Raw genomic sequence first — 23,328 nt, 5'->3', positions numbered from 1 at the left:
ATTTTACGACACGAAAGGTTAAAAATTACAAAATACCTACGACGACGTGCTCTCTCATGCGCTTTCTCGACGCGCGATGCCGACGTTTTGAACTGTGCCGCAGGCAAAGCGGTCTTTCCAGATTCACGCGCTCACCCTCCGCTTCACTCACTTACGGACGGACCATGCCCACCGAACACGACCAACCCGCCACGCATGCCGAAGGGACCGACGCCGCGCCGCTCGCCGGCAAGCATCCGGCGCCGCCCTGCGCGCTCGTCATCTTCGGCGCGGGCGGCGACCTGACGAAGCGCCTGCTGATGCCGGCGCTCTACAACCTGTCGTCGGACGGATTGCTCGACGAGGGCATGCAGATCGTCGGCGTGAATCATGGCGCGCGCGAGACCAGCGACTTTCGCGACGAGCTGACGCAGTCGCTGCGCAAGTTCGCCGCCGACCGCGCGAGCACGTTCCACACGTCGCAGCTGAACGAAAAGGCGTGGAACTGGGTGGTGGAGCGCACGCAGTACTTCGCGGGCGAGTTCGAATCCGACGATACCTTCGAAGGCCTGAAGCAGCTTCTCTCGACGATCAAGACAGGCAACGTCGTGTTCTATCTCGCCGTGACGGCGCGCTTTTTCAAGCCGATCGTCGAGCATCTCGGGCGCGCGGGGCTCTTGAAGGAAGAGAACGGCAACTTCAGGCGGATCGTGATCGAGAAGCCGTTCGGCACCGATCTCGCCTCCGCGAAGGACCTCAACGCGCACATCCTGAGCTACGCGAACGAACAGCAGATCTATCGCATCGATCACTTTCTCGGCAAGGACACGGTGCAGAGCATTCTCGCCGTGCGCTTCGCGAACGCGCTTTTCGAGCCGATGTGGCGGCGCGAATACATCGACCACGTGCAGATCACGGCGGCTGAGACGATCGGTGTGGAAGGGCGCGGGCGCTTCTACGAGCAGACGGGCGCGTTTCGCGACATGGTGCCGAACCATCTGTTCCAGTTGCTCGGCATGATCGCGATGGAGCCGCCCAATTCGTTCGACGCCGAAACCGTGCGCGACAAGAAGGCCGAAGTCTTCGACGCCATGAAGCCGCTCACGGCGCAGGACGTCGTCTTCGGGCAGTACGAAAAGGGGCCGGCGGGCCCCGGCTACCGGGAAGAACCCGACGTCGCGCCCGACAGCCAGACGGAGACCTACGCGGCGGCGCGCGTGTTCATCGACAACTGGCGCTGGGCCGGCGTGCCGTTTTACCTGCGCACGGGCAAGCGGCTCGCGGCGCGCCGCACGGAGCTTTCGGTGCAGTTGAAGACCGTGCCGTTTCGCCTTTTCCGCGATACGCCCGTCGACCGCCTGACGCCCAACGTGCTCACGCTGCGCATCGATCCGGCGCACGGCACGAGCTTCGATTTCAACGTGAAGGTGCCGGGGCCGGTGATGGAAATCGGCGCGGTGCGGTCGTCGTTCGATTACGCCGACTTTTTCGCCGAGCGCGCGAACGTCGGCTATGAGACGCTGCTCTACGACTGCATGCTCGGCGACGAAACGCTGTTCCAGCGCGCCGACAGCATCGAAACAGCGTGGGCCGCGGCCGATCCGGTGCTGCATCCGAAAGACGGGCCGCTGCCGGTGCACGGTTACGCGGCCGGAAGCAGCGGTCCGGCCGAAGCCGACGCGCTGCTCGCCGCCGATGGGCGCGCCTGGCGGCCGCTCGTCGATACTCGCAAGAAAGAAGACTGAGGAGACCCAACACGTGGCAACAAAAAAGAAACCAGGCCGGCCCGAGCGAATTCTTGCTATCGACATTGGCGGAACGGGCCTGAAGGCGGCGCTCATCGGCGCGGACGGCGACATGCAGAGCGAGCGCCTGCGCGTTGCGACGCCGCATCCGTGCACGCCCCAACAACTCGTCGACACGCTCGCTGAACTGGTCGCACCGCTCGTCGCACCGCCGCCGACGCACGTCTCGATCGGCTTTCCCGGCGTCGTGCGCAACAACCGCGTGCTGACGGCGCCGAATATCGGCGACGCGAGCTGGCGCGATTTTCCGCTCGCCGACCTGCTCGCCGCGCGCATCGGCAACCCGCCAGTGCGAATGATCAACGACGCCGAAATGCAGGGTCTCGCCGCGATCGAAGGGCACGGCATCGAGTTCGTGCTGACGCTCGGCACCGGCGCGGGCACGGCGATCTTTCGCGACGGCGAACTGATGCCGCATCTGGAACTCGCGCATCATCCGGTCGCGAAGAAGAAGACCTACGACGAGTACATCGGCAATGCGGCGCGCGAAAAGGTCGGCGGCAAGCGCTGGAACCGGCGCGTCGAGAAGATCCTCGGCGTGCTGGCGTCGCTCGTGAATTTCGACCGGCTGTGGATCGGCGGCGGCAACGCCGTGCATCTCACGTTCGACCTGCCCGCGAACGTGGGCGTGGTGTCGAACGCGGCGGGCATCGAGGGCGGCGCGCGGCTCTGGCATCCGCGCTCGGTGCGCGAGTCGCGTCAGTTGCCCGCCGCCAATCAGCGCACGGGAGCGTTCGAATGACGGCTCATCGCAAATACGGACTGCGCGCGGTGATCGGCGACGGCCAGGCCGCGTTCGACGCGCTCGCGCAAATCGACCTCGTGATCACCGATTGCGACGGCACGCTCTTGCATACCGACAAGACGCTCAGCGCCGCCGCCATCGACGCGGTCCGGCGCCTGCAAGCGGCGGGCGTCAAGTTCACGGTCGCGAGCAGCCGGCCGGGCGCGGGCATGCGAAAGATCGTCGAGGCGCTCGATGTGAAATTGCCGTTCGCGTCGTACAACGGCGGCAATATCGTGGCGCCGGGCACGTGGGACGTGCTGGGCGCGCACAAGCTGCCGCGCGAGGCGGTCGATACCGTGCTCGCGCGGTTCGAACGCGACGGAATCGACGCGTGGGTGTTCATCGGCGACGCGTGGTATCTGACGAACCCCGCGGGCGCCTACGTGCCGCTCGAACGGCGCACGGTGGGTTACGACGGCGTATCGGTGAAAAGCTTCGACGAGGTGGATTTGGCGGCCGTGGACAAGATCGTCGGGTCGAGCGCCGACGCTACGCTTCTCGCGCGCGCGGAAAGCGAATTGCAGGCGGCGTTGCGCGGCCGCGCGAACGCCGCGCGTTCGCAAAGCTATTACCTCGACGTCACGCACGTGCTCGCCAACAAGGGCGACGCGGCGTGCGAGCTGTCGCGGCATGCGGGCGTGCCGCTCGGCCGCGTGGCCGTGCTCGGCGACATGGCGAACGACGTCCCGATGTTCGATGCAGCGGGGCTTGCGATTTCGATGGGGCAGTCGTCGGAAGCCGTGCAGGCGCGTTCGTGCCTGGTGTCGGCGAGCAACGACGAAGAGGGATTTGCTATTGCGATCGATGCGCTGCTGGCTGCGCGCGCCGAGGTCGCGGGATAGGCCGTGAGGAAAACGGGACGGGAGAGGGCGGCTTCGACGCGCGCGCACCGCCGGCGGCAATGCCGGGCGACGTCGAACCGTGCTCTTCCTGGCGCTCGTCCGTCGAAATGGCGGACGCACGCCGATGCATCAGCGGCGACGCATCTGCGGACGGGGTCCGCCGCCGCCTGCGCGCTCGTCCTTGTGCCGGAAGTTGATGCGGCCCTTGGTCAGGTCGTACACCGACAATTCCAGCGTCACGCGGTCGCCCGCGAGAATGCGAATGTGATTCTTGCGCATGCGGCCCGACGCGTAAGCACCGACCACGACGCCGTTATCGAGCGTAACGCGGTAGCGGCTATCGGGAAGTACTTCGTCGACAATGCCGTCTAACTCGATGAGTTCTTCTTTCGCCATATGAAGCTCCTGTCTGAACAATAATGAGATTGTAGGTGACGCGCGGGCTTTGCGCTCCCGCATCACGCGGATATCGAAACGGGTGTCAGAGGTCCGCGACCGTCTGGCCGTCGATTTCTCCGTCGATCAGCTTTTCGGCATGCGTGAGACATGCGCGGCGCGCCTGACCGCCGTTTTCGAACGCCTGCGGCTGGGTGACGCGAAACACGCGGCTGTCGCCCGCGGCTTCCTCGCCTTCGGGCACCGCGCGGCGGATTCGCACCGACGCCTCGTAGCCCGCATCCGCCGCGCGAACCGCGACGCCGTCCCGCGCGCCGCGCGGATAAATCAGCGGATGAATTTCGTATCCTTTATACGTCTTGATCGTGTCTTTCATGTTTCCTGTGTCCTGTGTTGCGCTCGCCCCGGAACGCGCACGTGAGCGGCCATGAAGCCGAGGCCGCGAGCCGGCGAGGCTCTGCAAGAGGCTGCGGACAGCCACAAGCGGCCAGAGGCGGCTCAAAAGCGCGGCTCGGGGCCGGCTCGTATGCCAAGCGAGCAAAAAAACGAAGCGCTGCGCTTCGGCGGCGCGGTCGCTTCATGGGCTTTTCGTAATGAAGAACGTGACGGTCACGACCGCCGACGTCGCTGAAACTCAACTGTAGCCCGAACCCGGGCCGAATCTTGAAGACGAATGCCGGGAAACTGCTGCCGACATTGCCGGGGCGATGACATTCAGCGCCTGATTCTGGGAGTTCGCGCTGACATGCTGGGTGGTCGCTGCTGCCGGGGAGATCCTGCGACGCATGTAGTGCCGCTCACGCGCAAGATCAAGTAAGACATCGAAATCGGAAAATAGTTCCGCTGTCGCCGGAAGCCCCGCCTCTCGATGCCGCGAATCGTGTTTTCAATGTCGCGTCCAATGCACCGAAGTATCCATTATAACCAACCCGACTTGCGGAACCGCCAATACAACAAGATGTCGACCACCAGCATCACGCCGAGGCACGCCGGATAGCCGTATGCCCAGTCCAGTTCGGGGATGCGGTGAAAGTTCATCCCGTAGATGCCGGCGATCATCGTCGGCACGGCGAAAAGCGCCGCGAACGAGCCGAGACGCTTGGTCACTTCGCTTTCCGCGAGCGAAATCAGGCCGAGATTCACCTGAATCGCGGTGACGATCATTTCGCGCCGTCCTTCGATCGTTTTCACGATGCGCAGCAGGTGGTCGTAGACGTCGCGGAAATATTCCTGCATGCCCGCGCAGACGCCCGGCGGCCGTCCGCCGTACAGTTTGCTGACGGCTTCGAGCAGCGGCGCCGTGTGATGCTGCAGCAGCACGAGACGGCGCTTGAGCGAATACAGGTCCTCGATGATCTCGCGCGACGCCGCCAGCCCGTTGCGCTCGAAGATGCGCTCCTCGACTTCGTCGAGTTCGGCGGCGAGCTGTTCGAGCACCGGAAAATAGCGGTCGACGACGTTGTCGAGCAGCGCATACATCACGAACGCCGGACCGTGCCGCAACAGATGCGGTTCGCGCTCGCAGCGCTTGCGCACTTCCTGGAAGCCCTGCGTCGTCCGGTTGCGCACGGACAGGACGTAGTTCGGCCCGACGAACACATTGATTTCGCCGACGAGCAGTTCGCCTTCCTCGTCGAATTCGACGGTGTGGAACACGGCGAACAGCGACTCGGCGTACTCCTCGATCTTCGGCCGCTGATGGCCGTGCTGCGCATCTTCGACGGCGAGTTCGTGCAGGCCGAACTGATGCATCATGTGCGCGAGTTCGCCCGGGCCGGGCTCCTTGAGCGCCACCCAGATGAAGCTGTCGGGCAGGTCGCGATATGCGTTGATATCGTCGATCGGCACATCGGCGAGCTTGCGGCCGTTCTGATAGGCCGCGCAATTGACCAGCATGAATGAGTGCCCCGGGTGTGATGTATTGAGGTCCGCGCGCGCCGCCGGCTTACAGCGCGCTTGTGCTGCGACGGCCGTGGCGCGTGTCTTTCAGCATGCTTCCGGCGCGTCGCTCTTGTTTTGCATCTTAGCGGATTTGCCCGGGCTTGCTTGTGCCGTGCGCGCGCCGGCGAAGGTCGGGCGCGGGCCGGATGGAACGGGAGACGCGATCAGTCGGTGGTGTGGTCGGCGATGGCGTCGGGACGCGCGGGCGCGTGTTCGCGCTTCGTGAGCTTGCCTTCCACCGACGCGCCGACGTCCATCCGCAGTTGCTGGTAAAAGATATTGCCGTTCACGTGCGCATTGGACTGAAGCTCGACGAAATGTTCGACAGTGACATCGCCCGTGATTGTGCCGTTGATCACGATGTCGTAGGCGCAGACGTTCCCCGTGATCGCCCCCTGATCGCTGACGACGAGCAGTGTCTGTTCGCCCGGGCGCCCGGTGACATTGCCGGTGATGTGGCCGTCCATGCGCAGGCCGTCGCTGAATTCGAGATCGCCCCTGAGATGGACGTCATGCGCGATGAGCGTGGCAAGCTTGGCCTGCTGGATGCCGGGGGATTTCTTCTTTGCAAACATGGCGGGGTTCTTCCGTTGCGTCGGTTCGTTGAAAAGCGGTGGTTCAGTAGGACTTCGTTGAATCAGTCGGACTTGTCGTGCTGGCGTCTGAAAAAGGCGAGGTCGGTGTGCAGGCGGCTTAGTTCGGCCGCCGTGCCTTGCGCCTGCTTCTCGAGCGCGGCACGCGTGGCGGCTTCGTGATCGAGCGCGAGTTGCGCGTGCGTGAGCTGGTCGCGCAGTTCCTGCTCGGAGACGGGCGGCGCGCAGATCGCGTCGACTTGCCGGACGTGCTCGCGCGAACTCTTCAGCGCGAAACCGGCTGCCGCCAGCGCCGAAATCGCACACGCCGCCGCGATGCCGCCCAGCAGGAGCGTCGGCGCGCGCCGGGCCGTGAGCGAATAGGTGCGCCGCGCGAGCCGGTGCGTCGCGCGGTTCCGGTCAACTTTGCGCATGGGACTTGAGCCTGAAAAGCGCCAGATAAGGCGTCGGATTGATCTGAGCGCCATCGACGATCACTTCGAAGTGCAGGTGCGGCCCGGTCGAACGTCCGGTCGATCCGACTTCCGCGATCTTCTGTCCGGGCATGACGACGTCGCCGACCCGCACGAAAATCTTCGACGTATGGCCGTAGCGCGTGACGATCCCGTCGCTGTGCCGGATGTCGACGGCATTGCCGTAGCCGCCGTGCGGACCCGCCTGGATCACGCGGCCTCCCGCGGTGGCGAGGATCGTGGCGCCGGTCGGTGCGACGAGATCGACGCCCGGGTGGAAGCTCGCATGCTTCGTGAACGGATCGATGCGGTTGCCGTACGGCGAACCCGCGTGCGAGCCCGGCGCGGGGTCGCGTCCCGGAAACGCCATATACGAAGCGTAGTGCGGCAACACGTCCCTTTCGAGTTGCGAGAGCGTGTCGTCGAGACAGTCGATGAACTTCTGCGTGCGTTTCATGCGCTGCGGCGCGCTGCCTTCGTTCGCCGGTTTGCCGGCGCCGCAGAGCCGCGGCGGCAGGAGCGGGCCGCCCGCGCCGTCGAGCGGCGCGGTTTCCTCGCTGTCGGGCAGCGGCGGGACGATATGAACGTCGGGGCCGTCGGCGGACTTGCGCGACGCCTTCAGGCGATCCTCGAAGTCGCGCAGCTCGCCGACCTGCGCGCTCAGTTGCGCGACGCGCGGCTCGATCTTCGTCAACGTCGCGCTGACCTTGCCGAGTTCCTCCAGCTCGTACGAATGACGCGCGGACTGGGCGCGCTCGTCGAAGGCGTGGCTGCTTCCGAGCGTCGAACCAATCGCGATGCCGAGCGCGAGCGCGGCCAGAATCAGCGCGATGCCGGCGACGATCGCGATCACGCGCGCCGTGCGCGCTTCGACGAAGCGCACACGCTGGCTGGAAACGGATCGGCGGGACCAGATGACGAACGCCATCAGTGAACCTTGCGGGTGAAGGCGGCCGCCTGGCGCGCGGACTGCGCGGTCGGCTTGATCGGAATGAGTGTCACGTCGTGGAAAGGGTGCCGCGGCAACTCGCGGGCGATATTTGAATCGGTCGGCAATTATGCATGGCCTCGCGAGCGCCGCATCTCAGTAAGTCGGCAATGCGCTGTTCCGGCTGCGGGATTTGCCGGGTCGATGCGTGCGATCTTCCCCGGCGCGCGACGTGACGAGCGTCGTCGAAACCGCTTTCAACCGCACCGGCGAAGTCCGGCTTCCCTTGCGCGGCGCCGTTTCGGATGATCTGCAATGCTTGGTAATCGCGTCCGGCCGGCCGCCGTTGACAAACGCTATCTCGAAAAACACACTGCGTTCGGACCGCCTTTTCAGAAAATTCGGAAAACCAATCAAACCGATTTCCACGGGCACGCTTCGCCACTTTTTTCGACGTATCCAGGAAACATGCATAACAACGCTTTCAACATCGTCGCCGGCACGATGATTTCGCTGTCGCCCGCGTTCCTGTCGATCGCTCTCGCGGCACCTTCGCCGGCCGCCGCGCTGCCCGCCACGGCCATCAACGCCTCCGCGCCGATGGGCGGAGTCGAAGGCGTGAGCGTCGTGGAGACGGTTGGCTCGATCCAGGCGGTCAACCGCACCACGCGCGAAGTGATGATCGGCGACAGGCAGGGAGGCCGGACGAAAATCACCGTGCGGCCCGATGCTAAGTATTTCGCTCAACTCAATGCCGGCGACGAAGTGCGCGTTCGCATGATGCGCGACGTCGTCGTCCGGTTCGGGCGTGCGGCGAAGGGCGGCGCGGTCGCGGCCGCCGCCCTCACGTCGATGGCGCGCTCCGCGCCCCCGGTGACAGTCATGGCCGACGTCGTGAAAGTCGATCAGACGAGCGGCGTCGTGCAGTTGAAGGGCCCGCAAGGCAATCTGCTGAACGTGCAGGTCCACGACCGCGCGAAGCTCGCCGGCGTCATGCCGGGCACACAGGTGTCGCTCGCCTATACGGAAGCCGTGTCGGTCGCGGTCACGCCGGTGCACTGAAGCGCGGCGCCGTCGTCACGCGCAAACGGGGCGCGCCAGTCAGGGCGGCGTCCCGCTTTCGTTCCACACCATCGCATTGTTTTCGCCCATCAACAGCGCGCGATTCGATTCCGCCGCCGCGCGCAAGTAGTCCCACACGGCCGTAATGCGCTTGAGCTTGCGCAAATCTTCCCGGCACGACAGATAAAACGCGCGCGTCACCTCGATCTCGCCGGGCAGCACGGGCACGAGCCGCAGGTCCTGTGCGGCCATGAAGCACGGCAGGATCGCGAGCGCGCCGCCCTGCAACGCCGCGAAATACTGCGCGATCACGCTCGTGCTGCGCCAGCGCGACTGCGCGCCCGGCACCGCGCGCTCCAGATACAGCAGTTCGTAGCTGAACGCGAGGTCGTCGATATAGCTCGCGAAGCGGTGCGTGCGCAGGTCGTCGGGCGAAGCGATCGGCGCGTGGCGCGCGAGATAGCCGGGCGTCGCGTAGAGCTTCAGCCGGTAGTCGCAGAGTTTCGTGTAGACGTACTGTCCCTGTTCGGGGCGTTCCAGCGTGACCGCGATGTCGGCCTCGCGTTTCGACAGGCTCACGAAATGCGGCACAGGCAGCAGATCGATCGTGATGTTCGGATGCGCGTCCTGGAAGCGCGCGAGTTGCGGCGCGAGGAAAAAACATCCAAAACCTTCCGTCGATCCGACCCGCACGTGCCCCGACAACGCGTGGCCCGTATTGGCGATCTGCTCGGTCGCGGACTGCACCGTGGTTTCGATTGAATCGACGTAGCCGAGCAGCCGCTGGCCCTCAGCCGTCAGCACGAATCCTCCGCTCCGGGATTTGTCGAAGAGAAGCGTGCCGAGCGCGTCCTCCAGCGCGCGCACGCGCCGCGCGACCGTCGTGGAATCGACGCCCAGGCGCTTCGCCGCGCCGCTCGCGCGCTGCGTGCGGGCGACTTCGAGGAAATAGCGCAGGTCGTCCCAGTTCAGCGTGGCAACATCCAGTTTGATGCTTTTCTGCATATCAGACGGGTATTTTTGTCGATGGTTGATGGACTTTTGCATAACTATACTCAATGAGACAGACCCGCCGCCCGACCGATGGGCAAATCGAAAACGGAGACGACATGCCATTTCCCTCCACGCGCCAGCGCGTGCGGCCTCGCGCATCCATCCCCGCCGTTTTCTCTCCGATCACGCCCCAAGGAGGCTCACGTGAACATCGCTGCTGAACATCCGGCGCAGGCCGCACAGCAAGGTCTGCGCACCGCGAAACTGCTGATCGACGGCGAATTCGTCGAATCGAAATCGGCCGAATGGCGCGACATTGTCAATCCCGCGACGCAGGAAGTGATCGGCCGCGTGCCGTTCGCGACCGTGGACGAAGTGAACGCGGCCGTCGCGGCGGCGCACAAGGCGTTTCAGACCTGGCGCACGACGCCGCTCGGCGTGCGCATGCGCCTGATGCTCAAGTTTCAGGATCTTGTGCGGCAGAACATGAAACGCGTCGCCGCGACGCTCACGGCCGAGCAAGGCAAGACGCTGCCCGACGCCGAAGGCGATATCTTCCGCGGGCTCGAAGTCGTCGAGCATGCGTGTTCGATCAGCACGCTGCAACAGGGCGAATTCGCGGAGAACGTGGCGGGCGGCGTCGATACGTACACGCTGCGCCAGCCGATCGGCGTCTGCGCGGGCATCACGCCGTTCAACTTCCCCGCGATGATCCCGCTCTGGATGTTCCCGATGGCGATCGTCTGCGGCAATACGTTCGTGCTCAAGCCTTCCGAGCAGGACCCGCTTTCGACGATGGAACTCGTCGAACTCGCCGTGCAGGCGGGCATTCCGCCGGGCGTGCTGAACGTCGTTCACGGCGGCAAGCAAGTGGTCGACGCGATCTGCACGCATCCCGACATCAAGGCGATTTCGTTCGTCGGCTCGACGGCGGTCGGCACGCACGTCTACAACCTCGGCAGCCAGCACGGCAAGCGCGTGCAGTCGATGATGGGCGCGAAGAACCACGCCGTCGTGCTGCCGGACGCCAACAAGGAGCAGACGCTCAACGCACTCGCCGGCGCCGGTTTTGGCGCTGCCGGGCAGCGCTGCATGGCGACGTCGGTGGTGGTGCTGGTCGGGGCGTCGAAGGACTGGCTGCCGGATCTCGTCGAGCGCGCGCGCGGGTTGACGGTGAACGGCGGCACCGAGCCGAACACGGACGTCGGTCCGGTCGTCTCGCGCAGCGCGAAGGAGCGGATTCTCGGACTGATCGAGAAGGGTGTCGACGAAGGCGCGACGCTGTCACTCGACGGGCGCGGCGTGGCGGTTGCGGGCTATGAAAAGGGCAACTTCATCGGCCCGACGATCTTCTCCGGCGTCACGACCGACATGTCGATCTACCAGACCGAGATTTTCGGACCGGTGATCTGCGTGCTTGAAGCCGCGACGCTCGACGACGCGATCGCGCTCGTCAACCGCAATCCGATGGGCAATGGCGTCGGGCTTTTCACGCAAAGCGGCGCAGCGGCGCGCAAGTTCCAGAGTGAAATAGATATTGGCCAGGTCGGCATCAACATTCCGATTCCGGTGCCGGTGCCGTCGTTCAGCTTCACGGGTTCGCGCGGCTCGAAACTCGGCGATCTTGGTCCGTACGGCAAGCAGGTCGTGCAGTTTTATACGCAGACGAAGACCGTGACCGCGCGCTGGTTCGATGACGCGACGGTCAACGACGGCGTCAACACGACCATTTCGCTGCGATAAGACAATCAGGAGACAGCGATGCAAATCGGTTTCATAGGACTGGGACACATGGGCGGCCCGATGGCGGCGAACCTGCTGAAAGCGGGTCACGCGCTGACGGTGTTCGATCTGTCGGAAGCGGCGCTCGACGAAGCGAAGCAGAACGGCGCGACGCTCGCGGCGTCGCCGCGCGCGGTGGCCGAAGCGAGTGAAGTCGTCGTCACGATGCTGCCGGCGTCCGCGCACGTGAAGGCCGTCTACCTGAACGAGGACGACGGCGTGCTTGCCGGCGTGCGCCCAGGCGTGCCGCTCATCGACAGCAGCACGATCGACCCGGCGACCGCGCGCATGATCGGCGAGACGGCACGCGCGCGCGGCAATCCGTTCGCGGATGCGCCGGTGTCGGGCGGCGTCGTCGGGGCGCAGGCGGGAACGCTCACGTTCATGGTCGGCGCCGACGAAGCGCTTTTCGAAACGCTCAAACCGGTATTGGCCGGAATGGGCAAAAACATGGTGCGCTGCGGCGAAACCGGCACCGGACAAATCGCGAAGCTGTGCAACAACCTGCTGCTCGCCATTTCAATGATCGGCGTGGCGGAGGCGATGAAACTCGGCGAGTCGCTCGGCATCGACCCGCAGAAGCTGGCGAGCATCGTGAATACGTCGACGGGACGCTGCTGGAGTTCGGATACGTGTAATCCCTATCCCGGGATCGTGCCGAACGCGCCCGCGTCGCGCGGCTATTCCGGCGGCTTCGGTGCGGACCTGATGCTCAAGGATCTCGGTCTCGCCGTCGATGCCGCCCGGCAGGCAAAGCAACCCGTTTTTCTGGGTGCGCTCGCGCAGCAGCTTTACCAGTCGATGAGCCAGCAGGGCCTGGGCGGAATCGATTTTTCAGGCATCATCAAGCTATACGGGAAGGAATGAAACGTGCGTTTAACGGAGGAAACGGGCACGTACGTGCGTGTCTGTTTCCCTGCTTCCTATAACCGCTTTATTAAGTTGCACTGCACAACGACGACCGCAGCGGCTTATCCGGCTTAGGCATCGGGAATACGATGATTCGCTTTTCTTAAATTTGTCCTATTCTGAAAGCACGACGTTCTGCGCTACCGAAAACGCAGCACTGGCTATCACAGGTTTTTAGCGATCCGAATCGTGAGCCGGAACTTGGGATGCACGTAGAACTTCGGCATTTTCGCCGACATGGACAAAGGAGTACGCGATGCAAGTTACCCGTCACCTGAACATGGAATTGCGCCACGCCACGGTGCCGACGTACGTGGCGAGCTACATTTTCCCGTTGCTGCTATTGGCCTATGAAGCGTGGCGAGTGGGGTCGTGGGTGTCGGTCAACGGCTTCAACTTCATGAACTTCAGGTCGATGGGCTATGAGTTCGCGCTGATGGTCGCCGTGTTTGCCATGCAAGTGATCGTCGAACTCGCGTTTCTCGCCGCGGCGGGCCTCAGCAAACATCACGATTTCGGGCATCGCCTGAGCAATCTGCTGCTCGGGCTGTTCTGCTCGGTGGTCGTGCTGGGCTTCGATCTCGCGCTGCAATACGCGATCTGATCGCTGAATCGACGCTCGATCCGACAAGGCCGGTTGCTCGCAACCGGCCTTGTTGTTTTCACGGCGACAAATCGATCAGCATCCCGCAGCAGTCGGCAAGGCGGGCGGCGTTTCGGACCGCTCTTCGTAGAACTTGCGGCTCGCGTCCTTGAGCGCCGTGCGCAATCCTTCTTCCACCACCGGATGGTAGAACGGCAGCTTGAGCGCCTCGTCCACGGTCAGGTCCAGCTGCAGCAGCCACGCGAGCAAATGCCCCAGATGTTCGACCGCCGGGCCGCACGCCTGCGCGCCGCGCATTTTGCCGGTCCTGGCATCGGCGTAGACGTGCAGCACGCCGCGATTCTGCCGCATCACGCGACTGCGCCCCTGCGTTTCGAACGACGCCGAGCCGGTGACGGTCATCTGCCTGTCGAGGTCGTCGTAGGAAGCGCCGACGATCGCCACCTGCGGCTCGCAGAACACCAGCGCAAACGGCACCTTGCGCTTCACTGGTTGCACGTCGGGAAAGCGCGCGGCGTTGTCGCCGGCGATCTTGCCTTCGTCGGCCGCATCCGAGAGCCACGGCCGCGTGCCGTCGCAATCGCCCGCGATGAAAATGCTGCTCGTGCCGCATTGCATCGACGATTCGTCGAATCGCGGCACGCCTTTCTCGTTGAGCTCGATACCCGTTTTCGCCAAATCGAGCGCCTTCAGGTCCGGCGCGCGCCCCGTCGCGACCAGGACGATGTCGAACTGCTCGGTGCGCGTGCGGCCGTCGAGCGCCTTGAAGCGGATCGTCGGCACGCGGTCCTGCATCGACATCGATTCGACCTTCGCATCCGGATCGAAATAGAACTCCTTGGAGAGCGCCGCGATGAGCGCGTCGCGCACGGGCGTGTCGGTGAGCGACGCCACGCGCCCGCCCTGGCCGAACATGAACACGTCGACGCCGAGCCGCGCGAACGCCTGCCCGAGTTCCAGCGCGATCGGCCCGGCGCCGAACACGGCCGCGCGTTGCGGCAAGGTCTTCAGGTCGAACACGTCGTCGCTCGTGATCAGGCGATCGCCGAACACCTTGAACGCGTCGGGGATCGTCGGGACGGCGCCCGTCGCGATCACGACGCTCTTCGCCTCGATGCGCCGCGTATCGTCGATGGAGAGCACGTGACGACCCGCCGCCGAGGATTCGAACCGCGCGCGTCCGCGAATCACGGAATCGGCGGGAAACGAGTCGGTTTCTTCCAGGATGCCGCCGATGAAGTAATCGCGCTCGCGCCGTACGTAGTCGAGCACCCGCGCGCCGTTCGCGCGCAGCGACTCGGTGCCGTCGATGCCGCGCGGCGCGAGCGCCGTGGCGTCGTGCAAGCCGTTCGCCGCCGCGAGCAGCAGCTTCGACGGCATGCAGCCGACGCGCGCGCAGGTCGTGCCGAACTCGCCTGATTCGATCAGCACCGCGCGCCCGCACGCCGAGCGCGCGGCCCGAAAGGCCGACATGCCCGCCGTGCCGGCCCCGATCACGGCGACGTCCACTTGAGTTTCTTTCATCTGATTCCTTCGGAAGCGTTGAACGCGCCGCTCACGACCACGGCGCGTGACGGCCTTCGAGACTGCGGTCGAGCTGGAAGGCCGCGCTGATCAGCGCAAGGTGCGTGAGCGCCTGCGGGAAGTTGCCGAGCGACGCGCCGTCCAACGCGACTTCCTCCGAGTAAAGCCCCACGTGGTTCGAATAGGCAAGCATCTTCTCGAAGACGAGCCGCCCTTCGTCGACGCGTCCCGCCCGCGCGAGCGCTTCCGCGTACCAGAACGAGCAGGCGGAAAAGCCGCCTTCCTCGCCGTCGAGGCCGTCGAGCGCGCCGCCGCGCGTGTAGCGGAAGATCAGCGGATCGACGCGCAGGTCGCGGCCGACCGCATCGAGGGTCGACAGCCAGCGCGCGTCCTTCGGCCCGATGAAGCGCACGAGCGGCATCATCAGCACGGACGCGTCGAGCACGGTGGAACCGGGCGTCTGTACGAAGCTTTGCAGGTCGTCGTTCCAGAAATTCTCGTGGATGTCCGCGTGGATGCGGTCGCGCATGTCGAACCATTGCGCGAGCGGCGCAGGCAGCGAGCGTTTTTGCGCGAGGCGCAGCGCGCGATCGAGCGCCACCCAGCACATCAGCCGCGAGTGCAGCAGGGCGCGCGGGCCGTTGCGAAATTCCCAGATGCCGTGATCCGGCTCGTGCCAGTGTCCGGCGACGTAATTCACGGTGCGCGTCACGTGCCGCCAGCCGTCGTGCGACACCGCCTCGCCGTACTTGTTGTACAGGTAGACGGCGTCCATCAGCGCGCCGTAGACGTCGAGCTGCATCTGGTCGCGCGCCGCATTGCCGATGAGCGGCGGCGCGACGCCGCTGCCGTGCAACCGGTCGGCGGCGGCTTCTTCCGGCGGCTTTTCGCCGTCGACCGCGTACATCACGGAGAGCGAGCCGTCGGAGTCGCAGCGCCGGTTGCGCTCGGCGATCCAGTGCATGAAATGCTGCGCTTCGCCGGTATAGCCGAGGCGCAGGAGGGCGTACACGGAGAACGCGGCATCGCGGATCCACGTATAGCGATAGTCCCAGCGGCGGCCGCCCTGCGGCGTCTCCGGCAGGCCGAACGTCGGCGCCGCGACGATCGCGCCGTGCTCGCGCGAACTCAGCAGCTTGAGCAGCAGCGCCGAGCGCAGGACGACTTCGCGATAACGTCCGCGATAAGTCGATTCGGCGGCCCACGCGCGCCAGAACGCGACAGTTTCGTCGAGCAAGGCCTTGCACGGCTGCCCGCGCTCGAGCGGCTCGGACGCCGCGCCGAAGACGAAGCACGCGCTGTCGTGTTGGTCGAGTTCGAAATGGGCGGAGGCGTCGTGGTCTTCGATCGACAGCGCGACGGTCGAAAGCAGCGTGAGCGGCTCGCCGCCGCCCGCCGGCTCGAAGCGCACGCTGTGCGGGTCGGGCTGCACGGCCGTGTGAGCGGTGCGCGCGTAATCGAAGCGCGGCGCGCAGCGCATCGCCACCGGGATGCGCCCGAACACCGAGCGCACCACGCGCACGACGCAGTTCGGCGCATCGTCGCCGGAACGCGTGAGCGGCATGAAGTCGAGCACCTCGCACACCGCGTCCGGCGACATGAAACGCGTCACCAGCACGTTCGTTTCCGGCAGGTACATCTGCTTGACGCGCGGACGCTCGAACGCGGGCGCGACCCGGAAATGGCCGCCGCGCGCCGCGTCGAGCAGCGCGCCGAAGATTGTGGGCGAATCGACGCGCGGATAGCACATGAAGTTAAGCGCGCCGTCGGTAGCGACGAGCGCCGTCGTGGTCATGTTGCCGATCACGCCGTGTTCTTCGATCGGCGTGCTGCACGGCACGCGCTTGTGCGCGCGGGCGTCCTGCGCGCGGGCGGGGTCAGCCATTGTCCGCGAAGCCGGGATAGAGCGTCATGCCGCCGTCGACGTAGAGCGTCGTGCCGACGACATAGTCGCTTTCGTCCGACGCGAGCCAGACGGCGGCGCGCCCGATGTCGTCGACTTCGCCGATGCGCCCGTAGGGCACGAGCTTCAGCAGCTTGTCGAGCGCTTCCTTCGAGTCCCAGGCGTCGCGGTTGATCGGCGTGCGGATCGCGCCGGGAGCGATGGCGTTCACGCGGATGCGCTGCGGCGCGACCTCCTGCGCGAGCGATTTCATCATCATCTGGATGCCGCCTTTGGACGCCGCATAGTTCACGTGGCCCGCCCACGGAATGATCTCGTGGACCGAACTCATGCAGATGATCTTGCCGAGCGCCTTCGACACCGGACGCGGGCCGCGTCGCACGAATTCGCGCACGGCGCGCTGGGCGGTCAGGAACTGGCCGGCGAGATTGACGCTCATGACGGTGTTCCAGTCGTCGAGCGTCATGTCGATGAAACGCGCGTCCTTTTGCAGGCCCGAATTCGCCACGACGATGTCGACCGTGCCGAAACGCTCGCGGACCGCGTCGAACATGGCGTCGAGCTGGGTTTCGTCGGAGACGTCGGCGCCGACGGCAAACGCGCTGCCGCCGGCCTTTTCGATGTCGGCGGCAAGCTTTTCGGCCGGCTCGCCGTGCGAGTGGTAATTGATCGCGACGGCCGCGCCGGCTGCCGCAAGCGCCTCGGCGACGCCGAAGCCGATGCCGGAACTTGCGCCCGTGACGAGCGCGGTCTGGCCTTCGAGGGGTTTGTGCATGGCGATCCTCTGGGGACGCGCCCCGGCGGCGGATGCCAGTCACAGCGGCGCGTCTTCGGCGAGGCAGCAAGTGCCGGACCCGGCAGGGTCGGCCAGCGCCTAAGCGCGCGATCTGCCGGTCGCGCGCTTAGGCGCGCTGGCGCGCGCCTCAGGCCCGCCGGGCGCTGTCGTTGCCCGATACGCGGATCGCGGGGAACCGGTCGGTCGGCTTGGCGATTTCGTCCTGCGACGCCACGATTTCCAGCTCGTACCGCCCGGCTTGATAAGTCGCCTTGACGACCGCGTTGACGGCCGCGAGCGTGTGTTCCAGCGCGTCGCGCAACGAGTCGCCGAGGAGCGTGCGCGCGACGAACACCGCGCTCGTCAGGTCGCCCACGCCCACCGGCTGCCGCGCGAACGGGTAGAGCGGCCGTTGCGCGAACCACGCTTCGGTCGCGCTGACGACCAGCATGTTGAAGGTGTCGGCGCGGCTGTTGCGGTCGATCAGATGCTTCACCAGCAGGAAGCGCGGCCCGCGCCCGATCACCTCGCGACACGCATCGACGGCGTCTTCCACCGTCTCGATCGTCCGCCCGGACAGCTTTTCCAGCTCGATATGGTTGGGCATCATCGCGTCGGCGACTTCGGGCATCGTCGTGACGAGGAAGTCTTCGATGCCTGGCTCGACGCTGCAGCCGCCCGTGGCGCCCATCACTGGGTCGCAAAAGAAGAGCGCGCGAGGATTGACGGCTTTCACCGTCTTCACGATCTCCACCACCGCGCGCGCCTGCTCGGTCGCGCCGAGATAACCCGAAAGCACCGCGTTGCAGCGCGCGAGCATGCCGATCGCGCCGATGCCGTCGATGACGTTCTGCAACTCGTCGGCGTCGAACACGCCGCCGGTCCAGCGGCCGTATTGCGTGTGATTCGAAAACTGCACGGTGTTGAGCGGCCACACATTGACGCCGAGCCGGCGCATGGGAAACACGGCCGCGCTGTTGCCGGCGTGACCGAAAACCACATGCGACTGAATACTGAGGACGTTGTTCATGATCTCTTCCGGGATTCGGACGGCGCCCTGCAAGACGGGATGCTCGGTTGATCGAAGGACTCGCGCCGCGATGCGCGAGCCGCGTGAAGCATGGATTGCCGCGACGCGCCGGTCCCCGCGATCCGGACAGAAACAGAACGAAACCGGAAAGCGCGGCCCGTCAGCGCCGAAGCCTATTGTGCCGCGCCGCCGCGCGCCGTGGCATTGCGGCAGCGTTATTTAATTGCAAAGCCGGTGCTTGCCGGCATCCGACGCGCGTTGCAGTGCACGAATGGTCGCGCCGTTGCAACACCGGCGCGTTTCGTGCGACGCGAACGGCATGGCAATTGCTCACGGCGCTCATCGCGACGGCCGATCGAAAAGCGCTTCAATCGCGCGCTGCGCGATAAAAAATCGAACATTCCGGGCACACTATTTCTCTTATGCGCCGGATAATGTTCCGACGCGTGCGTGCCACGCAACCTTCATACGATAAATAGGACAACAGGCGATTCAAAGACGAAGACCGACACCAAAAACGCAAGTCAAATCAGGAGGCTGGAATGGAGACGCTGGCAAAGAATCGCACCGATTTGCAGAAGTCCACGCTTGCTATTGTTCTCGCCGGCGGGCGCGGAACCCGGCTCGGACCCCTCACCGACAAGCGCGTGAAGCCCGCTGTCCACTTCGGCGGCAAATACCGCATCGTCGACTTCGCGCTGTCCAACTGTCTCAACTCCGGCATCCGCCGCATCGCGGTCGTCACGCAATACAAGGCGCATTCGCTCCTGCGCCATCTCCAGCGCGGCTGGGGTTTCCTGCGCGGCGAGTTCAACGAATTCATCGATATCTGGCCGGCGCAACAGCGCGTCGATTCGAGCTGGTATCGCGGCACGGCCGACGCCGTGTTCCAGAACCTCGACATCATCCGTTCGATCGCGCCGGAATTCATCGTCGTGCTGGCGGGCGATCACATCTACAAGATGGACTACACGCGCATGGTGCTCGACCACGTCGAGAGCGGCGCGGACTGCACGGTCGGCTGCATCGAGGTGCCGCGCATGGAGGCGGTCGCGTTCGGCGTGATGCACGTCGACGAGGACCGCCGCGTCACCGCGTTCCTGGAAAAGCCCGCCGATCCGCCGCCGATGCCCGGCAAGCCGGACATCGCGCTCGCGAGCATGGGCATCTACGTGTTCAGTTCGAAGTACCTGTTCCAGTTGCTCGAGGAAAACATCGCGGCGTCGAGCACGGATCACGATTTCGGCAAGGACATCATCCCGCGCGTCGTGACGAGCGGCCGGGCGATCGCGCATCCGTTCGGCATGTCGTGCGTCACCTCGGACAGCGACCCGGACGCGCCCGCCTACTGGCGCGACGTCGGCACCGTGGACGCCTACTGGGCGGCGAACCTCGACCTCGCCTCGACGATCCCGGAACTCGACCTCTATGACCGCAAATGGCCGATCTGGACCAATCAGGAGCAGCTTCCGCCCGCCAAGTTCGTGCGCGACCTCAACGGCCAGCAGGGCGAGATCACCAATCTGCTCGTCTGCGGCGGCTGCGTGATTTCGGGCTCGCATGTGACGAAGTCGGTGCTGTCGTCGGCGGTGCGGGTGCATTCGTTCTGTCATATCAACGAGGCAGTATTGTTGCCGCAGGTGACTGTCGGACCGAATTGCCGGCTGACGCGCGTCGTGATCGACCGTGGTTGTACCGTGCCGGAAGGACTCGTGATCGGCGAGGATGCGGAAGACGATGCGCGGCGCTTTTTCCGCACCGAGAACGGCATTACGCTCGTCACGCAGGAGGCGCTGCGGCGGCTCGACCAGTAGCGCCGAAGCGGCTTCAAGTGGCTTGAAGGGGCTGGAGCGGCCGACGTCCGCGACACAATCAATAAAAGGAATCGCAGATGACCGTTTGCGTGCTGCACGTCGCAGCTGAGATGTATCCGCTGTTGAAAACCGGCGGGCTCGCCGATGTCGTCGGCGCGCTGCCGCCCGCGCAGTCGCAGTTGGGCACCGACGCCCGCGTGATCCTGCCGGCTTTTCCGGCCGTCCTCGCGGGTTTGAGCGGCGTCGAGCCGGTCGCCGATCTGGGGCACGCGTTCGGCATCGGCGACGTGCGGCTGGAGCGCGGCGTGCTGGAACCGCACGGCGTCGTCGTGTACGTCGTGCGGGCCGATGTGTTCTACGACCGGCCGGGCAATCCGTATCTCGACGCCTCGCATCATCCCTACGCCGACAGCGACCGCCGCTTCGCGCTGCTCAGTTGGGCGGCCGCGCGCGTCGCCACGGGCGCCGATGCCGGCTGGACGCCGCACGTCGTGCACGCGCACGACTGGCACGCCGGGCTCGCGCCCGCGTACCTGCGCGCGTTCGAGCGCGCGAGCGGCAGGCCGCGCGTGCCGTCGGTGATGACGGTGCACAACCTGGCCTATCAGGGCGTCTTTCCCGCCGCGCATTACGGCGTGCTGCAACTGCCGCCCGATTTCTACGCGGTCGAGGGGCTGGAGTTCTACGGCCACGTCTCGTTCCTGAAGGCGGGGCTGTATTACGCCGAGCGCATCACGACGGTCAGCCCGACTTACGCCCGCGAAATCCAGACGCAGCATCACGGCGCGGGCCTGCACGGCCTCTTGCAGACGCGCTCGCACGACATCAGCGGCATCCTGAACGGCGTCGATTACTCGATCTGGAATCCGTCGACCGACACGACGATCGACACGCGCTACACGGCCGCGAAGCCTGCCGGCAAGGCGAAGTGCAAGACGGCGTTGCAGGCGCGCATGGGACTGGAACAGAACGACGGCGCGCTGCTGTTCGGCGTCGTTTCCCGTCTGACGGAGCAGAAGGGGCTGGACCTGCTGCTCTCGGCGATTCCCGACATCGTGCAGCGCGGCGGCCAGCTCGCCGTGCTCGGCACGGGCGACCCGGCGCTCGAAACCGGCATGAAGAACGCGGCGGCGGCGCATCCGGGCGCGGTGGCGGTGGAGCTGGGTTTCGACGAAACGCTCTCGCATTCGATCATCGCGGGCAGCGACATCGTGATGGTGCCGTCGCGCTTCGAGCCGTGCGGGCTCACGCAGTTGTACGCGCTCGCTTACGGATCGCTGCCGCTCGTGCATCGGGTGGGAGGACTCGCGGATACGGTGGTGGATTCATCGCTGGAAAACCTCGCCGACGAACGCGCGACCGGCTTCGTCTTCGAGACATTCGACCGCGCGGGCATCGTCGCGGCGATCCGGCGCGCGTTTGCGCTCAAGGCGCGGCGCACGGAGTGGAAGGCGGTGACGCGGCGGGCGATGGAGCAGAATTTCGGCTGGGAAGCGGCGGCGCTGCAATACGACGCGGTGTATCGCGGGCTGCTCGCTTAAGCCTCGACGAACCCGAATCGCCACGACAGCCGCCGCGTCGCGGCCAACAGGCGCGTGGCGAGCGCGCCGTGCGGATCGCTCTCGAACCCGCCCGACGACCCGATGACCGCGATCACAAGGCACACGCTGCCCGTGTGATCGAAAACCGGCGCGGCCAGCGTGTGGATGCCGGGCACCGGCGCGCCGAGCGCCGTGTCGAGGCCACCGGTGCGGATCGCGGCGAGGCGTTCGCGGTAGCCTTCATCGGGCGCGAGCGTCGCGCCGGCGAGGCGGATCGCGTCCTGCTGCAAGAGGCGCAACAGCACATCGTCGGGCAGATGCGCCGCGTACACGCGCCCGATCGCCGTATTCACGAGCGACATCACCGTGCCGATCCGCAGGCTCACGTGCTGCGGCCGCGCCGATTCCTCCAGCCGCACGACGGTCGGCCCGAGCGGGCCGAGCGCGGCAGCCGCGACGCTCATCCCGGTATCGGCGGCGAGGGCGGCGATTTCCGGTTCGGCGTCGCGGATCGGCGAAAGTCGCTGGAGCGCGATCAGCCCGAGTTCGAGCGCGAGCGGCCCGGCTTCGAAAAGACCGGCGTCGTCGCGCGCGAGCAAGCCGGTTTTCACCAGGCTGACCAGATGCGGAAACGCCTTCGCCGCCGGCATGCCGGCGGCCGCCGCCAGATCGCGCAGCGAGAGCGGCTTGCCTGCGCCCGCCAGCGCGACGAGCAGTTCGCCCGTGTTGTCGAGCGCGTTGATGCCGCGCTGGGCGCGGGTGTCGTCGATGAGAGGGGAATTCATGGCGTCGTCAGAGCAGGTTGGCGATGGCTTTCGCGGTGGCGAGGAGCGCCCGCGCGACCGGCCCGTCCCACGCGACGTCGATCGAGCCCGACGAGCCGATCACCGTCAGCGCGAGTTGCATGCGCCCGTCGGTATCGCACACAGGTACGCTCATGCTGCTGATGCCGGGACTCGGCGCGTCGATGCTGCGCTCGATGCCGCGCCGGCGAAGGTCGTCGTCGGCGAGCGGGGCGTCGTCTTTCTGATGCGCGCGCATCGCGGCGACGCGCGCCGGATCGTAGAACGCGCGGAACACGCGCCCCGTCGACGTCGCCGACAGCGACATCACCGTGCCGACGTGCAGGTTCACGTGCAGCGGAAACCCGCCGCGCTCGTAACGCACGATGGTCGGCCCCTGCGGCCCGCCGACGCACACCGCGACGCTCGCGCCCGTCGCCTCGGCAAGCGCCGCAACGTGCGGCACGGCGACGCGGTACGCGTTCTGCTGCTCCAGCTGCATCAGGCCGAGCCGCAGCGAGAGCGGGCCCGGTTCGTAGTCGCCGCTCAGTGCGTCGCGCTTGACGAGCCCGAGCCGCGTCAGACTCACGAGATAGGTATGCGCCTGCGCGGTCGAGAGCTGCGCGGCGTCGGCGAGCGCGCTCAACGCGAGCGGCGTGCGGTGGCGCGCGAGCGCGTCGAGCAGCCGTCCGCCCACTTCGACGCTCTGCACGCCGCGCTGCTTCTTTTCCGGCGCGTCGCTGGTCGATTGCTGTGCCAAAAAAAATCCCGGTGAATATTGAGAAAGGCAAATGGTAGCCGACGCGCCGCCCGCCGGGTTTGCATGGAAAACGACCCGGCGTTTACCCGGTGTTTGCAAATAACAAAGCGACTTGCTGTTGACAAA

Annotated in this window: 24 protein-coding genes; 10 read left to right on the top strand and 14 right to left on the bottom strand. The window is 65.7% G+C overall.

Annotated elements, in window-relative coordinates; translation table 11 throughout:
* Positions 1-164: 164 nt before the first annotated feature.
* Genes zwf through AWB66_RS07010 form a run of 3 tightly spaced genes read left to right on the top strand, consistent with a single transcriptional unit; the run spans position 165 to position 3,413 of the window.
* Positions 165-1,724 (top strand): glucose-6-phosphate dehydrogenase, encoded by a 1,560-nt coding sequence (gene zwf, locus AWB66_RS07020; protein WP_087629559.1) that lies wholly within the window; start codon positions 165-167, stop codon positions 1,722-1,724.
* A 13-nt stretch (positions 1,725-1,737) separates the two neighbouring features.
* Positions 1,738-2,526, top strand: a complete 789-nt coding sequence (locus tag AWB66_RS07015) for an ROK family protein (protein WP_235021016.1) — start codon at positions 1,738-1,740, stop codon at positions 2,524-2,526.
* A complete protein-coding gene (locus tag AWB66_RS07010) occupies positions 2,523-3,413 on the top strand; it encodes a Cof-type HAD-IIB family hydrolase (protein WP_087629557.1) in 891 nt (296 codons plus the stop codon). Before AWB66_RS07015 ends, AWB66_RS07010 begins: the two co-directional genes overlap by 4 nt.
* A 129-nt stretch (positions 3,414-3,542) precedes the next feature.
* On the opposite strand, the gene infA is transcribed toward AWB66_RS07010, so the two are convergent.
* From infA to AWB66_RS06975, 7 genes are all read right to left on the bottom strand, one after another.
* The gene (gene infA, locus AWB66_RS07005) at positions 3,543-3,809 is read right to left on the bottom strand and encodes a translation initiation factor IF-1 (protein WP_061162366.1); all 267 of its coding nucleotides are present in this window, start codon (positions 3,807-3,809) and stop codon (positions 3,543-3,545) included.
* A gap of 85 nt (positions 3,810-3,894) precedes the next feature.
* Positions 3,895-4,185, bottom strand: a complete 291-nt coding sequence (locus tag AWB66_RS07000) for a hypothetical protein (protein ID WP_062632301.1) — start codon at positions 4,183-4,185, stop codon at positions 3,895-3,897.
* Positions 4,186-4,727: 542 nt separating this feature from the next.
* Positions 4,728-5,705 (bottom strand): magnesium/cobalt transporter CorA, encoded by a 978-nt coding sequence (gene corA / locus AWB66_RS06995; RefSeq protein WP_087629556.1) that lies wholly within the window; start codon positions 5,703-5,705, stop codon positions 4,728-4,730.
* A gap of 209 nt (positions 5,706-5,914) precedes the next feature.
* Positions 5,915-6,325 carry a bactofilin family protein gene (locus tag AWB66_RS06990; RefSeq protein ID WP_087629555.1) on the bottom strand — a complete coding sequence of 137 codons (411 nt, stop codon included), beginning with the start codon at positions 6,323-6,325 and terminating at the stop codon, positions 5,915-5,917.
* A gap of 62 nt (positions 6,326-6,387) precedes the next feature.
* Entirely contained in the window at positions 6,388-6,756 is a 369-nt protein-coding gene (locus AWB66_RS06985) for a hypothetical protein (protein WP_087629554.1), read from the bottom strand.
* Entirely contained in the window at positions 6,743-7,723 is a 981-nt protein-coding gene (locus AWB66_RS06980; protein WP_087629553.1) for a M23 family metallopeptidase, read from the bottom strand. The genes AWB66_RS06985 and AWB66_RS06980 overlap by 14 nt, the downstream gene beginning before the upstream one ends.
* Positions 7,724-7,879: 156 nt before the next feature.
* The gene (locus AWB66_RS06975; RefSeq protein WP_087629552.1) at positions 7,880-8,152 is read right to left on the bottom strand and encodes a hypothetical protein; all 273 of its coding nucleotides are present in this window, start codon (positions 8,150-8,152) and stop codon (positions 7,880-7,882) included.
* Positions 8,153-8,191: 39 nt separating this feature from the next.
* On the opposite strand from AWB66_RS06975, the gene AWB66_RS06970 reads away from it, so the two are divergent.
* Positions 8,192-8,785 (top strand): hypothetical protein, encoded by a 594-nt coding sequence (locus AWB66_RS06970; RefSeq protein WP_087629551.1) that lies wholly within the window; start codon positions 8,192-8,194, stop codon positions 8,783-8,785.
* Positions 8,786-8,824: 39 nt separating this feature from the next.
* On the opposite strand, the gene AWB66_RS06965 is transcribed toward AWB66_RS06970, so the two are convergent.
* A complete protein-coding gene (locus AWB66_RS06965) occupies positions 8,825-9,790 on the bottom strand; it encodes a LysR family transcriptional regulator (protein WP_087629550.1) in 966 nt (321 codons plus the stop codon).
* Positions 9,791-9,982: 192 nt separating this feature from the next.
* On the opposite strand from AWB66_RS06965, the gene AWB66_RS06960 reads away from it, so the two are divergent.
* The 3 genes from AWB66_RS06960 to AWB66_RS06950 all read left to right on the top strand — a co-directional run bounded on the left by AWB66_RS06960 (position 9,983) and on the right by AWB66_RS06950 (position 13,073).
* The gene (locus AWB66_RS06960) at positions 9,983-11,521 is read left to right on the top strand and encodes a CoA-acylating methylmalonate-semialdehyde dehydrogenase (protein WP_087629549.1); all 1,539 of its coding nucleotides are present in this window, start codon (positions 9,983-9,985) and stop codon (positions 11,519-11,521) included.
* Positions 11,522-11,539: 18 nt separating this feature from the next.
* Complete coding sequence (gene mmsB / locus AWB66_RS06955; protein ID WP_087629548.1) at positions 11,540-12,427, top strand: 3-hydroxyisobutyrate dehydrogenase; 888 nt, start codon at positions 11,540-11,542, stop codon at positions 12,425-12,427.
* Between the two features lie 298 nt (positions 12,428-12,725).
* Positions 12,726-13,073, top strand: a complete 348-nt coding sequence (locus AWB66_RS06950) for a hypothetical protein (RefSeq protein WP_200818936.1) — start codon at positions 12,726-12,728, stop codon at positions 13,071-13,073.
* 75 nt (positions 13,074-13,148) lie between these two features.
* Here AWB66_RS06950 and AWB66_RS06945 read toward each other — a convergent pair whose 3' ends face one another.
* The 4 genes from AWB66_RS06945 to pdxY all read right to left on the bottom strand — a co-directional run bounded on the left by AWB66_RS06945 (position 13,149) and on the right by pdxY (position 18,305).
* Positions 13,149-14,597: a dihydrolipoyl dehydrogenase gene (locus tag AWB66_RS06945; RefSeq protein WP_087629546.1), complete on the bottom strand. Its 1,449-nt coding sequence runs from the start codon at positions 14,595-14,597 to the stop codon at positions 13,149-13,151.
* 31 nt (positions 14,598-14,628) lie between these two features.
* On the bottom strand, positions 14,629-16,482 hold the full coding sequence (locus tag AWB66_RS06940) for a glycoside hydrolase family 15 protein (RefSeq protein WP_268811139.1): 1,854 nt from the start codon (positions 16,480-16,482) through the stop codon (positions 14,629-14,631).
* On the bottom strand, positions 16,475-17,275 hold the full coding sequence (locus tag AWB66_RS06935; protein ID WP_087629545.1) for an SDR family oxidoreductase: 801 nt from the start codon (positions 17,273-17,275) through the stop codon (positions 16,475-16,477). The genes AWB66_RS06940 and AWB66_RS06935 overlap by 8 nt, the downstream gene beginning before the upstream one ends.
* Positions 17,276-17,423: 148 nt before the next feature.
* The gene (gene pdxY, locus AWB66_RS06930; protein ID WP_087629740.1) at positions 17,424-18,305 is read right to left on the bottom strand and encodes a pyridoxal kinase PdxY; all 882 of its coding nucleotides are present in this window, start codon (positions 18,303-18,305) and stop codon (positions 17,424-17,426) included.
* 90 nt (positions 18,306-18,395) lie between these two features.
* Here pdxY and AWB66_RS32835 point away from each other — a divergent pair, with 90 nt between their 5' ends.
* The 3 genes from AWB66_RS32835 to glgA all read left to right on the top strand — a co-directional run bounded on the left by AWB66_RS32835 (position 18,396) and on the right by glgA (position 21,660).
* Positions 18,396-18,740 carry a hypothetical protein gene (locus AWB66_RS32835; protein ID WP_125469671.1) on the top strand — a complete coding sequence of 115 codons (345 nt, stop codon included), beginning with the start codon at positions 18,396-18,398 and terminating at the stop codon, positions 18,738-18,740.
* Positions 18,741-18,847: 107 nt separating this feature from the next.
* Entirely contained in the window at positions 18,848-20,119 is a 1,272-nt protein-coding gene (glgC, locus tag AWB66_RS06925; RefSeq protein ID WP_087629544.1) for a glucose-1-phosphate adenylyltransferase, read from the top strand.
* Positions 20,120-20,196: 77 nt separating this feature from the next.
* Positions 20,197-21,660, top strand: coding sequence for a glycogen synthase GlgA (gene glgA, locus AWB66_RS06920; RefSeq protein WP_087629543.1), 1,464 nt, complete (start codon positions 20,197-20,199; stop codon positions 21,658-21,660).
* On the opposite strand, the gene AWB66_RS35085 is transcribed toward glgA, so the two are convergent.
* Together AWB66_RS35085 and AWB66_RS35080 are read right to left on the bottom strand one after the other, a co-directional pair.
* On the bottom strand, positions 21,657-22,445 hold the full coding sequence (locus tag AWB66_RS35085; RefSeq protein ID WP_087629542.1) for an IclR family transcriptional regulator: 789 nt from the start codon (positions 22,443-22,445) through the stop codon (positions 21,657-21,659). The two genes, glgA and AWB66_RS35085, sit on opposite strands and share 4 nt — an antisense overlap.
* A 7-nt stretch (positions 22,446-22,452) precedes the next feature.
* Positions 22,453-23,202 carry an IclR family transcriptional regulator gene (locus AWB66_RS35080; RefSeq protein WP_407642270.1) on the bottom strand — a complete coding sequence of 250 codons (750 nt, stop codon included), beginning with the start codon at positions 23,200-23,202 and terminating at the stop codon, positions 22,453-22,455.
* Between the last annotated feature and the right edge of the window lie 126 nt (positions 23,203-23,328).

The organism is Caballeronia telluris (assembly GCF_001544495.1).
Lineage (GTDB): Bacteria > Pseudomonadota > Gammaproteobacteria > Burkholderiales > Burkholderiaceae > Caballeronia > Caballeronia telluris.
Note: the sequence above shows the minus strand (reverse complement) of the source record. Positions and strands in the feature narration are given on the sequence as shown.